This is a genomic window from Cystobacter fuscus (assembly GCF_044360685.1).
GTDB classification, from domain to species: Bacteria; Myxococcota; Myxococcia; order Myxococcales; family Myxococcaceae; genus Cystobacter; species Cystobacter fuscus_C.
Genome location: NZ_CP043491.1, coordinates 4,739,412 through 4,754,692 on the forward strand (window position 1 = coordinate 4,739,412; position 15,281 = coordinate 4,754,692).

Here is a 15,281-nt window from a genome sequence, read left to right on the forward strand (position 1 = left end):
GGTTGTCATGGGGCTCCACGCTGCTGACCTTCAGCCCCCACGCCTCAGACCGCCCGGCGCTTCTTCTCGCGCCTGGACTTGCGCTCGTGCCGGGGTGGAGTCGGCGTGCCGTCCGGCGGCGGAGTCTCGGCGAGCCTGCCGTTGGGGAGGGATGGCCCGTCCGCGAGCCCCGGGTCCTGGGACTGGGTGGGCTCGGGGGGAGGGGCGGGCAGGCGGATGATGAACGTGGCGCCCTCACCCGGCTTGCTGCGCACCGACAGCGTCCCCCCGTGGTTCTTCACGATGCGCTGCGAAATCGCCAGCCCCAGCCCCGTGCCCTTCTGCTTCGTCGTGTAGAAGGGCACGAAGATGCTCTGGTGCTGCTCGGGCGGTATCCCCGGGCCCGTGTCCGACACGTGCAGCTCGATGAACGAGTCCCCCGCGTGCCGGAAGTCGTTGAAGCGGTCCGGCCTCACCGTCTTCACCGTGATGACTCCTCCCGCCTCCCCGCCCAGCGCCTGCATCGCGTTCTGCACCAGGTTGATGAGCACCTGCTTGAGCTGCTCCGCGTCCGCCTCCACCCGCGGCAGGTTCTCCTCCTGCTCCACCTTCAGCTCCAGCCCCGCCGGCAGCTCGTTCTGGATGAGCCGCACCGTGCGCGTCACCACCTCGTTCAGATCCGTGGGCCCGAACGTCTGCTTCAGCGGCCTCGCGTAGTCGAGGAACGCCGACACCACCCCGTTGAGCCGGTTGACCTCCTCCACAATGACCTCGAGGAACTCGCCTTCCTCGCCCGGCAGCAGCCGCGGATCCAGACACTGCGCCGCCCCCTTGATCGCCCCCAGCGGATTGCGGATTTCATGCGCCAGGCCCGCCGCCATCTCGCCCAGCGCCGCCAGGCGATCCCTCTCGCGGATGGTCTCGTACAGCTTGGAGTTCTCCAGCGCCGTCGCCAGCCGCTCGGCCACCTCCAGCATCAGGGCAATTTCATCCGAGGCGTACGCTTCCGGCACCCGCTCGTCCCACAGGTTGAGGAAGCCGATGACCCGGTCATTGCCGAGCAGCGGCACCGTGATGCCCGCCTTCATCTGCACCAGCGCCGCGCGCGTGTCGTGCAGCCGCTTGAGCTCGTCCCGGAAGCGCTTGCCCTCCACCGCCTGCTGCCTCATCACCGCGATGCGCCGCTCCACGTTCTCCAGCAGCACCGCCTTCTGTCCCGACGCCACCGCGAACAGCACCCCGCGCGCCGCCCCCGTGTCCAGGAACGACACCGGCGCCGGCCCCCGCGCGTCCAACAGCCGGTAGCCCGGCCGGTCCTCGGCCATCAGGTACAGCGACGCGTGGGTGATCCGCCCCGACTCGTGCAGCGCGTCGAGCACCAGCCGCGCCAGCTCGGAGATTTCAATGACGCCCGCCATGCGCGCCCGCGTGCTGCCCAACACCCGCAGCAGCTCGAAGCGCTCGCGGAAGAAGACCGCCACCACGCGCTCCTCCACCTTGGCCCTCAGGGGCTCCAGGAGGATGAGCAGCACGAACGTCGCCACCACCGTGTTGAAGATGAAGAGCGAGGTGTTGTTCTTGTCCACCCACATCGTCAGCAGCGTGAAGACCACCGCCAGGATGGAGGCGAGCAGCGTCTGCGAGACGATCTTCGCCAGCAGCTCGTGCAGATCCATCAGCCGCAGCCGCAACAGCGTCTGCGCGAGGAAGAACAGGTAGAGCGTGGTGAAGACGGGCCCCAGCGGGGTGGGGAAGGGCAGCCCGTAGCGCTCGAGCTGATCCAACACGCTGAAGAGGATGGCCGCCCCGGCGCCAATGGCCAGGTACGTCAGCCGCAGCCGCTCGATGCGCGATTCGGTGGTGCGCACTCGTCGCAGCAGCAACGACACCGAGGCCAGCAGCGCGCCGAGCACCCACGTGCCCACGACGATCCGCGCCCACTCCTTCTGGGCCAGCGGGGACACCGCCACCATCAGCCCGAACACCGCCGAGAGGAAGGCGAGCCGCCTGCCTAACAGGTGGGTGCCCTGGCTGACGCCGAGGAACTCGAGGAAGAAGGCGACGGCCGCGCCAGGAACGAGCGAAGCCAGTAGGATGGTGGCGCCCACCGCCACCCGCGTCACCCACGGATAGTTGCCCGTGGCGAAGAAGTCATGGATGAAGGTGGAGAGGTAGTACCCCCCCAATGTCAACGCGAAGACGGAGTAGAGCGTGAGCACCCGCGGACGTGCGGCTCTCAACAACATGGAGACGCCAAGCGCCAGGCCGATGATGGATGCGAGAAGTGCGCTCTGTGTCCGGATGTCCATGGGCGGGTGGAGAGTCTAACCTTCATGCCGCTCCGGAAATTTTTCCCCTGCTTCCCCGTGTCTCCTGTTGTCGCCCCGGTCCATCTCCCGAGGGCCTCCCCCGTATGAAAGCCTTCCTGCCGCTGTTCGCCGTCGCCGCCGCCACCTCGCTGGCCTTCACCCAGGCGTCTCCTCCCCCGGAGTCCGCCTCCCAGGAGCCGGCCGCGCCTCCCCGGTCGCTCACCGGCAACGCGCCCCCCGAGGCCCAGCTCTCGCCGCCCCCGGACACGGAGAAGTCCCTCGTGCCCCCGGGCTACATGCAGGTCTTCAACCCGGCCTTCCCGGGTGAGCCGCCTCCCGCGCCGCCCCTGGCCCCTCCCGTCTCCCTCGGCCGCGCCTATGGCCTGGAGGACCTCGCCCCGTACTTCGCCCAGGGCACGCTCCCGCTGGCCAAGGCGGCTTTCGACCAGGGCCAGTACACCCGCGCCCGCGAGCTGCTCGAGAAGGAGGGGAAGTCTCCGCCCGTGCGCTACCTGCGCGCCCTGAGCGCCGTGCGCGCCGGGGACCACGCGCGCGCCGCCGAGGAGATGCGCGCCCTCTCCGCCGACTACCCCGCGCTGCGCGACCGTTGCCTCACCCACGCGGGTACCGCCCTGGAGGCCCTCGGCCGCTTCCCCGAGGCCGCCGAGATGCTCTCCCAGGTGCCCGAGTCGTCCCGGCTCTACGCCGATGCCCGCCTGGGGCTCGGCCGCGTGCTGCGCAAGACGAAGGACGCCGAGGGCGCCCTCACCGCGCTCGCCCCCCTGGCCAACCTCGTCGCCCCCGCCTGGGGCCGCAACGTCGGCGCCGAGGCCCTGCTGGCCAGCGCCGACCTCGCCGTGGACCTGAAGGACAAGGCGCGCGAGCGCGACTTCCTCTGGCGCCTGTGGGCCCGCCACCCCCTCACCCCCCTGGCGCAGGTCGCCCAGACCCGGCTCAAGGGCCAGCAGCCTCCCCTGGAGATGAAAGTCGTGCGCGCCGAGCAGCTCATCGAGCTGCACCGCAACCGCCAGGGCCTGGAGCTGCTCCAGCCCCTGTTGCCCAAGCTCCTGCTGCCCGACGCGCTCGCCTGCCGCGCCCACTTCGCCTACGGCAAGGCCCTGCGCAAGGAGCGCCAGCACACCAGCGCCATCGCCGCGCTCACCCCCGTGGCCGACAAGTGCCAGGACCGGGAGTTGCTGCCCCGCGTGCTCTACGTGCTCGGCTCCTCGCGCTCCATCGTGGATCAGGTGCGCGGCCCCGAGACGTACGAGCGGCTCGCCCGCGACTTCCCCGAGCACTCCTTCGCCGATGACGCGCTCTTCTTCGCCGCCGACCTGTACGTGAAGACGGGGCGGCTGGAGCTCGCCTCCGAGCGCCTCAAGACGCTGGCCATGCTCTACCCCCAGGGCGACTACCTGGGCGAGGCGCTCTTCAAGGACTACTGGATCGCCCGCGAGCGCAAGGCCGCCGACGGGGGCATCCCCCTCCTCGAGGAGATCGAGAAGCGCTTCGCCGAGGCGGACGAGACGAACGACGTGGAGCGCGCGCGCTACTGGCGGGCACGCACGCTGCAGGAGCGCAAAGAGCCCGAGCAGGCCGCGGCGCTCTTCGAGTCGCTCGCGCTGGAGCACCCCGCCACCTACTACGGCCTGCTGGCGCGCACGATGCTGGGCACGCTCGACGCGGAGCGCGCACGGCGCCTCCTGCCCCAGCTCGACTTCACCCAGCAGGAGCGGCGCGAGCCCTGGCCGCTGCACGCGGGCGGCATGGAGAAGGATCCGCACTTCCTCGCCGCCGTGGAGCTGCTGCGCCTGGGCTTCCCCGAGGCGGTGTCCTCGGAGCTGCTCGCCATCAACCGCGTGAGCCTGCCGGCCGAGAACATCCGGCTGATCGTGCACCTGCTGGCGCTGTCCGGAGATGAGCGCGGGGCGCACGCGGTGGCGCGCATCGCCCTGCGCCGGGACTTGAGCGGCCCCATCACCCCCCAGACGCGTCCGTTGTGGGAGGTGGCCTATCCCAACGCCTTCCGCGACCTCATCGAGAAGCACACCGCCGCGGCGGGCGTGGAGCCGGACCTGTTGCAGGCCCTCATGCGCGAGGAGAGCGCGTTGGACCCGAAGGCGCTCTCGTGGGCGGGGGCGCTCGGCCTCACCCAGCTCATGCCCACCACGGCCAAGGCGGTGGCCCGGCAGCTCAAGCTCAAGGCCCCCTCGACGCAGTCGCTCCTGGAGCCGGAGCTCAACATCCGCCTGGGCGCGCACTACCTGGGCTCGCTCATCAAGCGCTTCCCCGGACAGACGCCGTTCGCCGTGGGCAGCTACAACGCCGGCCCCCTGGCGGTGGACAAGTGGCGCGCGGATCGTCCCGGCATGCCGCTGGACGCGTGGGTGGAAGAGGTGCCCATCGCCGAGACGCGCGGCTACATCAAGCGCGTGCTGCGCTCGTTCAACACCTACCAGCTCCTCTACGGGCGCCCCACCAAGGCGCCCCTGCTCCAGGCCTCCAAGTAGCGAGCGGGCGGCCCCGGCCGCTCAGGTCCAGAAGCCCGTGGGCTGCCCGAGCAGGGCGGCCCCGGCTTGGCCGAACCAGCCTTCCGCCGCGGCCGCGTGCTGCCGGAAGGTGTGCAGGTCCCGGAAGCGCCGCTGCAGGCTCGAGCCGTCCTTGAGCGCGCTGGCGCCCGCCGCCTGGTAGCACGCGCCCACGACCTCGGCCGCCGTCTCCGTCACCCAGGCCAGGGCCGCCGAGACGCGCGGTGCCACGGCCGGAATGGCCGCGGGGTTGTTCGTGCTCGTGGCCCAGAGTTCATCGGAGAGGTCGCGCAGCAGCGCCCGGGCGGCCCGCACGCGCGTGTCGGCGCGGCCGAGGTGGAGCTGGAAGACGGGGGACTCGAAGAGGGGAGCGCGGGCGTACATCCGCCGCTTGCCCGTCCCGACGATCGCCACCAGATCCTCCAGTGCGCCCTGGGCGATGCCCAGCGACACCGCCGCCATGTGCAGTGCGAACTGCAACAGGGGCGCGGCGAAGCCCGGGCCCGGCAGGTGGGACGTGCCGGAGAAGATGTCGAGGGTGTTCTCCTCGGGGCAGAAGACGCCCTGCATCTCCACGTCATGGCTGCCCGTTCCCCTCAGGCCAAGCACGTTCCAGGTGTCGAGGATGCGCACCTCCTGGGGCGGCAGGAGCATGGCCCGCATCCGGAGCAGGCCCTCGGTGGGACGCGGGAGCGTCTGGCCCTCGTTCAGGACGACGCAGTTGCCGAACAGCCAGTCCGCGTGCTGGCAGCCGCTGGCGAAACCCCACCGCCCGGTGACGCGGTAGCCGCCGGGTTCCACCACCGCCTGCCCCTGGGCGTTGAAGCCTCCGGCCATGATGACGTCCGGCCCGCTCGCGTAGATGGCATCGAAGCGCTCGCGAGACAGGAACGAGAAGAGGTGAGGGCTCTCCGAGCCGATCATCGTCGTCCACCCGGTGGCCCCATCCGCCCGGGCCAGGGTCTCCAGGACCTGCATGCCGGTGCGCAGGTCCACCTCGAGGCCGCCATGGCTCCGGGGGACGAACATCCGGAAGAAGCCCGCCTGCTTGAGCTGGCCGAGCAGATCCAACGGCAGCCGGCGCCCCGACTCGATGTCCGCCGCCCGGGATGACACCACCGGAGCGAGATCCCTCGCGGCGTCCAGCACCTGCTTCGACTCGGCATTCATCATGTGTTCCTCACTGTGGGTATGAGGCGGAAGAACCCGCCGGGCGCGTTCGGCCTCGGAGCGAGCATGTATCGCGGGGGGAGTGATGGCCCCGTGACAGCCCGGTGGGGCGCTGGAAAAGAACCGGGCCCCGCATCCCAGGAGGGAAGGGGGCCCGGCTCACTTCACGTGTGGGAGTGGCTCAGCGCTGGCGGCGGCGAGCCAGCGCGAGGACCGAGCCCAGCGCCATCAGCACCAGCGAGGAGTCCCCACCGGAGGCCGAGCAGCCGAGACCATCACCGCGGAAGTCGACGTCTCCCACGTGCACGGTCCAGGTGTAGGAGGCGGGAGTCGACTCCACGTTGCCCTCGGAGTCACGGGCACGGACCTCGAAGGTGTGCTGGCCGTCAGGCAGGTTGTCGTAGGTGACGGGCGACGTGCAGGTCGTCCACTCGCCACCATCCAGGCGGCACTCGTACGTCACGCCCGGCTCGCCAGCGTCGAACTCGAACGTGGCACTCCGGTTGGGCGTGGTGTTCGAGGGACCCGAGATGATGTTCGTCTTGGGCGCGCTGGTGTCCGGAACGACGGTGAAGGTGTTGCTGGACGAGTCGGGGCTGGTGTTGCCCGCCTTGTCCTCAGCGCGGGCGACCACCGAGTGCGGCCCGGGCGTCAGTGGGGTGGTCGGCGTGTAGCTCCAGTGGCCGCTCCCATCCACCGGGGCGGTTCCCACCACCACGCCATCGATGACGACGGTGACGGTGGTGTTGGGCTCGGCGGTACCGGTGACGACGGGCGTGGTGTCCGTCACGGTGGAGCCGTTGGCGGGACCCGTCACCACGGGCGCGTCAGGCGCGGTGGTGTCCACGGTGAAGGTGCTGGTGGCCGTGGGGCTGGTCGTGCCCGCCGTGTTCGTGGTCGTCGCCTCGATGCTGTAGGGGCCATCCGCCAGGGTGGGAGGCGTGAAGGTCCAGTGGCCCGCCGCGTCCACCGGGATCGGACCATACGAGGTTCCGTTGATCACCAGCGTCAGGTTGCTGCCGGCCTCCGCCGTGCCCGTGATGGTCACTGAAGAGGTATTGAGCAGCGCGCCATTGGGCGGCGTCACGATCACCGGGGCTCCGGGGATCGTGTTGTCGATCTTGAAGGTACTCGGGGTGGACGGAGGGCTGGTGTTGCCCGCGGCGTCCCGGGTCGTCGCCGTCGCGGTGTAGGAGCCATTACCCAGTGTGGGAAGCGTGGGGCCCGTGAGGCTCCAGTTGCCCGAGGCATCCACCGGCACGGTGTATGTCGTGCTCGTCGTGCCCGTGGTGAGCACCAGCGACAGGGTGGTGTTGGCCTCCGCCGTGCCCGAGATGGCCGCCGGAGAGGCACTGAGCACCGCTCCATTGCGCGGCGTCACGATGACCGGGGCCGCGGGAGCCACGGTGTCCACGGTGAAGGTGCTCGGAAGGGAGGGAGGGCTGGTGTTGCCCGCGGCGTCCCGGGTCGTCGCCGTCACGGTGTAGGAGCCATCCGGCAGTGTGGGAAGCGTGGGGGAGTTGAGGCTCCAGTTGCCCGAGGCATCCACCGGCACGGTGTACGTCGTGCTCGTCGTGCCCGTGGTGAGCACCAGCGACAGGGTGGTGTTGGCCTCCGCCGTGCCCGAGATGGCCGTGGGGGAAGCACCGAGCGGCGCGCCATTGGGCGGCGTCACGATGACCGGGGCCGCGGGAGCCACGGTGTCCACGGTGAAGGTGCTCGGAAGGGAGGGAGGGCTGGTGTTGCCCGCGGCGTCCCGAGTCGTCGCCGTCACGGTGTAGGAGCCATCCGGCAGTGTGGGAAGCGTGGGGGAGTTGAGGCTCCAGTTGCCCGAGGCATCCACCGGCACGGTGTATGTCGTGCTCGTCGTGCCCGTGGTGAGCACCAGAGACAAGGTGGTGTTGGCCTCCGCCGTGCCCGAAATGGCTGTCGGGGAGGTGTTAAGCACCGCGCCATTGGGCGGTGTGACGATGACCGGGGCCGCGGGGGCGGTGGTGTCCACGGTGAAGGTGCTCGTGGCCGGGGGGCTGGTATCGCCCGCCGTGTTCGTCGTCGTCACCGTGACGCTGTAGGAGCCATCCGGCAGTGTGGGAAGCGTGGGGGCGTTGAGGCTCCAGTTGCCTGAGGCATCCACCGGCACGGTGTATGTCGTGCTCGTCGTGCCTGTGGTGAGCACCAGCGTCAGGGTGCTGTTGGCCTCTGCCGTGCCGGAGATAGCCGTCGGGGAGGTGTTAAGCGCCGCACCAGGGGCTGGCGTCTGGATCACGGGGACTACCGGTACGTATCCGCCCGGCAACACCTCAAAGCGGCCATTGCCGCCTGGCTTCGCGTCAGTAGTCGTACCCGTTCTCCGGGAACCCGGGTTGGCGCCGACAACGCTGTCCGCGTCGGGATAGCAATTTCCCCCTGCGGACTGAAAGAGGACATACCCGCCGCCGCCTCCTCCTCCAGGCCCAGGCTGCGTTTGGGTCGTACGACCTCCGGCGCCACCAAACGCATTCAGGGAGCCGCAACTGGCGGCCCTGGCGACGCGCAGATAGAGGGTGCCGCCGCCGCCGCCGCCACCACCGGCTTCGGCGGCCTGCTCGGGGGTCGCACCGGAGGCGTCGAAAACACCTGTTCCGTCGAGTTGCCCGGCCCGGACGAAGACGATGCCTCCTCCATTTCCCGCCGGCTGACCCGCCGTCGTCTGGCCATGTCCCGCGCCACCGCCACCACCAAACGTGAGGCGGGTGAGCGACGTGGAGGACAATGCCGCGCCACCCAAGCCGCCGTAGGGCCGACTGCCGTCAGCGGAATTACCACCCAGGCCACCTGCTCCCGCACCACCACCACCGCCACCACCCGAGCGCACGCAGACTCCGCCACCGCCGCCATTGGCGACGTTGCCACGGCCGGTATTTCCCGCTCCATAGCGCGTGTTTGCGATCCCCTCTCCCTTACGCGCGCCCGAAGGACCGACTCGCTCCAGTTCCGTGCACGCGGTCGTGCCGGAGGTATCGACGAGGAACGCGCCTCCCCGGAAGCCCTGCTCGTTCGCTCTGATCTCTCCCTCATGGGAGAGGGTTCCCTGGACCAGGAAGGCCACGACCCCTCCAACATTCCCATCCCAGGGATGTGAGACGATGCTGGCACCCGTGCTGACCGTCACTGTGGTGTACTCCGGAACCACGATGACCTGGGTCACCAGGGCCGTGTATCCGCGCACGAGCGGCGCGCTCAGGGTCAAGGTCGAGCCCGAGACCGAGGCCACCCGCGCCAGCTCCCAGGTTCCCACCGGTGTGCCATCGAGGTTGATGGGGGTGGTGTCTCCCGAGGTGGGAGTGGGGCTGATTCCGGTCGTCTGGTGGACCATGATCAGACTGCCCGCCGGGATGCTCGTGGCGGCTCCCACGGGGGTGCCCACCGGGATGCTGGTGGCATTGGCCGCAACATTGGCGGTCACCTGGGCATAGGTGTTGACCGTGGTGCTGCTGCTCACCGTCAGCGGCCCGTTGTGTCCATCGCCCAGGTAGAACGTATCCGGCGCGGCGAGCGTCGCCGTCGAGCCGAGGGCCAGCAGGCAGAGGACCGCCGCGAGCCACTTCTTGATGATTGGAGTGTTCATGATCTTCGAATTCCTCTCCGGCTACTGCTGCTGCTCGCGCTCGGCGGTGGTGATGATGAATTCCACGCGGCGGTTGGCCGCGCGGCCCTTCTCCGTATTGTTGGACGCGATGGGCTGATCGGGACCGAAGCCCTTGGCCTCCAGGCGCGACTCCTCCACGCCCTCGATCACCAGGTACTTCTTCACCGACTCGGCCCGGGCCTGGGACAGCTTGCGGTTGGCCTCCGCCTTGCCCCGGTTGTCCGTGTGGCCCTCGATGATCATCCGGTCCACCTCGGGGTGCTCGCGCAGCACCTTGGCCACCTGATCCAGCATCTTGAAGGAGCGCGGCTGGATGACCGCCTTGCCCGTGGCGAAGAACACCTGCTCCTTGATCTCCAGCTTGCCCTTCTGGATGGCCACCATCTGCTTCTGCTTCGCCGGGCAGCCCTGGTTGTCGGCAACACCCGCCTCGGTGGGGCAGTTGTCCAGGTGGTCCGCCACGCCGTCGTTGTCGCTGTCCTTCGCCGGGCAGCCGCGCAGCTCCTTCAGTCCTGGCTGCGAGGGGCACGCATCCCGCTCGTCCACGAAGCCATCCCCATCCGAGTCACGCACCGGGCAGCCCCGGCGCTCGGCCGGGCCCGGCTCGTTGGGGCACTCGTCCTTGTCGTCCTCGATGCCGTCCTTGTCGGTATCGCGCACCGGACAGCCTCGCTGCTCGGCCGGACCCGCCTCGTTGGGGCACTCGTCCTGGCCGTCCTCGATGCCGTCCTTGTCGGCGTCGACGTCGCGCACCGGGCAGCCCTGGTTCTCGGCCGGACCCGCCTCAGCAGGGCAGGAGTCCTCGTCGTCCCTGAGGCCGTCCCCGTCCGCGTCAGGCCTCGGGCAGCCCCTGCGCTCGGCCGGGCCCGCCTCGGTGGGGCACCTGTCCAGGCTGTCCACGACGCCGTCCTTGTCGGAGTCGCGTGGCTTCCCATCGACCAGCGCCACGCCCAAGAGCACGCGGAAGGTGGGCGTGCCGAGCGTGTCACCAAAGCCGGGACCGCCCAGGGCATACGCCTCGACGCGCTCGCTCAGGGGCAGCCGCAGACCGGCCAGCAGCTCCATGGACTGTGGCTGGCCGCCGAGCGGGAGCACGCCGCGCAGGTTGAGTTCTCCGCGCAGCCCCGGTCCCGTCGTGGACACCGCCGCGCCCAGGCGCACCTCGCTGCCCAGCACGTCCTCCACCTCCTCGCCGCCCACCATGACGGAGGGCCGCACCAGCACGCTGCCCTCCACGCCCGCGCGCAGTCCGCCAAAGCGCCGGCCCAGCATCAGCTTGGGCTCGAGGCGCACGCTCCCGTCCCGCGACAGCGTGTCCACGCTGCCCACGGGCAGGCCCACGCCCAGCTCGAGCGCCAGATCCAACGGCGCCTCGCGCTGCTGCGCGAGCAGTCCCAGCCGCGCGTACACCGTGGGCGTGCCCAGGCCCGTGCGCGCCGGTGCGCCCACGCCCTGCCCGGAGAGGTCATCCCCCTTCTGCCACGCCACCACGGGCAGCTGCGCGCCCAGCTCCAGCCACCGCAGGGGCGACCAGGCCGCCAGCAGGTGCGCGGTGACGCGGTCGCGCACCACCGAGCCCAGCCGGTTGCCGTCCCGGTACATCACCAGGGGATCGTTCTCGTAGTGCCCCAGCAGCGACAGCCGGTAGCCCCCCTGGGGGAGCAGCTCGCCCGTTCCCACGGTGAGCGAGCCCTGGCCGTTGGGATTGAGCACGAGGCGCTCCAGCTCGAAGCGGCCCAGGCCCGTGGGCTGGGCGAGCGCGTCCGAACCGGCGAGCGATGTGGCGGCGAGCATCAGTGTGGCGAAAAGCGACAGGCGCCTGGGGCCCGCCGAGTGGGTGTGGCTCATGAGTTCTCCATGTCGGATTCCCGCGGGGTCCCCTTCCAACCGCTCCCCCCGTGCCCCTCCACCCGAGGTGGAGGACATGGGTGAGAAGACCCGTCCGTCTGGCTGCTGTGATGTAGGCGGCGCATTCAGACCCGAGATCGCTCCGAGTGTCCAGGGAACCCTCAAAGCACGGAGCATGCCAAGTCGTTCTTCAGACAGGACGGTGTCCATCTCCCACGAGCGGTGCTCGAGGCTCACGGAGGAGACGCGAGCGCGCGGGGCGCCCGCTGCCTTCACTCCCGGTGGGAGCGAGCTGGGTCATTCCGCCACACCCCCGGGGTGCTTCAGCGCGCGAGCAGCTCGCGCTCGAGCTCCAGCGCCAGCCGGGCGGTGAGCACGAAGACGCGATCCACCCGGACGGGGCCGTACAGCTCCTTGCCGATCCACAGCGTCTCGGCGGCGCGAGGAGCGGAGTCCCAGGCGGTGAGCCACGCGGCGGCCTTGCGCAGCGCGCGCCGCACCGCCGCGCCACAAGCGCCCGGCGCCGCGCGCAGCCCATACATCGCATGCACGGCGAAGGCCGTCTCCGACGCGCTGGAGGCCGTGCCCACGCCCCAGCCTCCGTCGTCGCGCTGCAGGGCGATCATCGCCTCCGCGCTCGCGCGCAGCTCCGCCGCCGCGCCCGCCTGGGCCAGGGCCCCCATCACCTGCGAGGTGGCGTACAGCCAGGAGCAGTGCCACTTGTCGCCCACCCACACCCCGTTGTGTCCACGCTTCTCCAGCAGGAAGCGCAGGGGCTGGGAGGCGTCCTGGCCGAGCATCGCCAGGGCCAGCACGCCATGCGCCGTCGTGGTCAGCGAGGGCTGCATCTCGTGCGAGTAGGTGATGAACAACCCCTCGCGCTGGTAGCGCTCCAGGATGCGGCCATCCACCTCGTGGCCCGCGTTGGCCAGCAGGGCGACGGTCGTCGTGGTGGTGTCCCCGTCGACGTCGAAGTTGTCGCTCATGCCCATGCCCTCGGGCTTGAGCGCCCGGTGCAGGGCCTCCAACTGGGGACGGATGACGTCCTGGAGGGCCGGGTGGGACAGCAGGCCCGAGGAGAGCAGGGCGAGCAGGCCCCAGGGACGCTCGAAGGTGGGAATGGGCCAGACGGTGGGCACGACGCCCGGAATGCCCGTCCGGGTCGCCGCCGAGGCCCCCGCCAGGAACTCCTCCACGCCCCGAAGCTCCGGTGCTCCCGGGGTGGCCGCCCGGCGCCGGTTCAGCCAGAGCGCGGTCGCCGCGGGGCTGTTGCCCACGCCTTGCGTGGCGTCGATCACCGAGGAGTCCGCCTGGGTGCCCCACGCCTCCCAGCCATGCACGGGCGTGGTGCCCGCGCGAATCTTCACCCGGGCGATCAACCCGCGCCGCCGCTCGCCCAGCGTGCGCAGCAGCCGGAAGGGTTGCTGGGGCAGATCGAGCCCCAGCGCGGCCGCGTCCTCCAGCAGCCGGGGCAGGACGAGCTCCGCGGCGACCGGGATGTCATCCGGCAGCGCCTGCTCGAAGGACCAGAGATCCGCGGAGCGGCGCAGGAAGTCGAGTCCGCGCGCCGCCGCGTCATGGCTGCCCGGCGCGTCGTTGGACACCAGCAGCGCCAGGACGGAGGCGAGCGTGGGGACGTGCCGGGCCAGGGGCATGACCTCGGGTCCCCAGCCTCCGTCCGCATGCTGCTGCGCCATCAGCCAGTCAATGGCGGGTTGGGGATTGTCGGGCGGGGTGTACCGCAGCACCTGCGCCGTGTCGTAGACGGAGGGCGTGACGACTCCCCCCTGCTGACCAAGAGCGGCGATTTCCGCTCTCAGCGTTTCAATGAGCCGATCGGCTGTGGAGGACATGTCTTTCGCCCCTGGAGTTGGGCTCAATTCTTAACACGAAAGACATTTGGCCACGGAGGGGCCCCTGGCGTCCGCCCGCCTGGAGCCCGCGCGCGGGGGGCCTCAGTGCGACTCCGGGTTCTTCTCCTTCCCCTGCCAGCCGTAGTTGCCGAGGAAGTTGGACACCTGGTGCGACACGTCCCGGACGAGGTCCACCGCGCTCATGGAGTTGTTCAGCTGGGACATGGTCTGGTCCATCATCGTCGACAGATCGCTCACCGCCTGGAAGATCTGCGTGATGCCCGTGCCCTGCTGATTGACCGCCGTGGTGATCTGCCGCACGGACTGCGCGTTGTCCCGGACGATGTTGGACAACTGCTGGAGCGTCTCGCCGAACTCGCGGATCTCCCCCAGGCTGTTGCCCACCTTCGCCGAGCCCTCCTCGGTGATGGCCGCGGTGCTGCGGATGGCCTCGGAGATGTCCTCGAGGATGACGCTCACGTTGTGGGTGGCCTTGATGGATTGATCCGCCAGCGAGCGGATCTCCCGCGCCACCACGCCAAAGCCCTTGCCGTGCTCGCCCGAGCGCACCGCCTCGATGGCGGCGTTGAGGGCGAGCATGTTGGAGCGGTCCGCCAGGCCCTTCACGCTCTCGGTGATGCGGCCGATCTGCCGGGCGCGTTCATCGAGCGCGCGGATGCGCGAGGCCATCTCGTTCACCTGGCCCTGGATCGCCTTGAGTCCATCCAGGGTGCGTTGGATGGCCTTCTCACCCACCTGGCTGATCTCATTGGCCCGCTCGGTCTGGCGCAGCACGTTCTCCGCCTTCTGGGTGGCCATGGCGGACGTCTCCTTGATCTCCTGGGCGGTGACCTGGGTCTCCTGGAGCGCGGAGGCCTGGAGGGTGAGCACCTCGGTCTGCTTGGTGGTGGACATGCCGAGCTGATCGGCGCTGTTCTTGAGCGAGCCCGCGGAGTCACGCAGGGACAGGGAGAAGTCGCGCAGCTTGGCGAAGGCGCGGGCGGTGGCGGCGGCCAGGTCGCCGATCTCGTCGGTGGAGGCCCACTGGGGCAGGACGGGCGCGCCCGCGGCCAGCGCCTCCATGGAGACCTGCACGCTGCGCGCGCCCTCCGACAGATGCCGGGCGAGGCTCAGGGCGGAGAGCGTGGCCACCACCAGCAGGTAGCCGTTGAGCAGGAGCAGCGGGAGGGTGGAGGCATCGAGCACCTGGCTCACGGCCGCCCGCAGGAGCGGCGAGGCCTGGCCCCGGGGCGCGGCGTCCACCTGCTCCAGCATCTGTTCATAGATGGGGCGGGCCTGCTGGCCGAGCACCGTGAAGCTCACCACCAGCGCGCAGAGGATGAACAGGCCGAAGGCGTAGGGCAGGTACCAGCGGTAGCGCGGCCAGGAGAACCCGGCGCCTCCCAGGTCCAGCTCCGGGTGGCGTTGGAACTCCTGGATGGCATGGGGGCGCAGGACCTGCTCGAACATCAAGCGCCGGTGGATGCCGCTGAGCAGACACAGCAGCACGACGGTGACGATGGCCCAGGCGATGGTCCACGGGTTCTTGCCCGGGTAGTAGAGCGTCGGGACGGCGCCATAGACGGCCGTGCCGAGCGCGCTCAGCGCGATGATACAGCCCTCGTACATCTGAGGCAGGCGGAGGATGCGCTGGAGCCGGGCCCCCGGGGGCTCGGACACCTGGGCCTCGCGCAGGGTGCGTGACACCAGCCAACTGAGGGCCAGGTACGGCCCCGCGGCGCCGATCAGCACCAGCGCGGGGGCGATGAGGAACAGCGTCCCGAGCACCTCCTGCCCCGAGAAGCCCATGATCACCATGATCAGATACACGATGGGCACGGCGTGGGCCGTCACGGTGCGCAGGGAGAGCTGATTGAGTTGACGGAAGACTTGTTGGGGTGAGGCGTCTGCTGTCTGCATCAACCGGCGCTCCATGGGTTTTTCCGGCCGGACATATGGCGCGAGA

General features: G+C 70.1%; 7 protein-coding genes. 1 reads left to right on the forward strand and 6 read right to left on the reverse strand.

What is annotated here, in order from left to right; translation table 11 throughout:
• Nucleotides 1–44 precede the first annotated feature (44 nt).
• Complete coding sequence (locus F0U63_RS19525; protein ID WP_395847443.1) at nt 45–2,288, reverse strand: ATP-binding protein; 2,244 nt, start codon at nt 2,286–2,288, stop codon at nt 45–47.
• A gap of 104 nt (nt 2,289–2,392) precedes the next feature.
• Here F0U63_RS19525 and F0U63_RS19530 point away from each other — a divergent pair, with 104 nt between their 5' ends.
• Nucleotides 2,393–4,798, forward strand: coding sequence for a transglycosylase SLT domain-containing protein (locus tag F0U63_RS19530; protein WP_395847444.1), 2,406 nt, complete (start codon nt 2,393–2,395; stop codon nt 4,796–4,798).
• A 21-nt stretch (nt 4,799–4,819) separates the two neighbouring features.
• Here the strand turns inward: F0U63_RS19530 and F0U63_RS19535 are convergent, their stop codons facing one another.
• The 5 genes from F0U63_RS19535 to F0U63_RS19555 all read right to left on the reverse strand — a co-directional run bounded on the left by F0U63_RS19535 (nt 4,820) and on the right by F0U63_RS19555 (nt 15,235).
• On the reverse strand, nt 4,820–5,989 hold the full coding sequence (locus tag F0U63_RS19535) for an acyl-CoA dehydrogenase family protein (RefSeq protein WP_395847445.1): 1,170 nt from the start codon (nt 5,987–5,989) through the stop codon (nt 4,820–4,822).
• A 178-nt stretch (nt 5,990–6,167) separates the two neighbouring features.
• Nucleotides 6,168–9,593: an adventurous gliding motility protein AgmC gene (agmC, locus tag F0U63_RS19540; RefSeq protein WP_395847446.1), complete on the reverse strand. Its 3,426-nt coding sequence runs from the start codon at nt 9,591–9,593 to the stop codon at nt 6,168–6,170.
• A gap of 21 nt (nt 9,594–9,614) precedes the next feature.
• Nucleotides 9,615–11,462, reverse strand: coding sequence for an OmpA family protein (locus tag F0U63_RS19545; protein WP_395847447.1), 1,848 nt, complete (start codon nt 11,460–11,462; stop codon nt 9,615–9,617).
• Nucleotides 11,463–11,785: 323 nt separating this feature from the next.
• A complete protein-coding gene (locus tag F0U63_RS19550; RefSeq protein ID WP_395847448.1) occupies nt 11,786–13,315 on the reverse strand; it encodes a hypothetical protein in 1,530 nt (509 codons plus the stop codon).
• A gap of 102 nt (nt 13,316–13,417) precedes the next feature.
• Nucleotides 13,418–15,235: a methyl-accepting chemotaxis protein gene (locus F0U63_RS19555; protein ID WP_395847449.1), complete on the reverse strand. Its 1,818-nt coding sequence runs from the start codon at nt 15,233–15,235 to the stop codon at nt 13,418–13,420.
• Between the last annotated feature and the right edge of the window lie 46 nt (nt 15,236–15,281).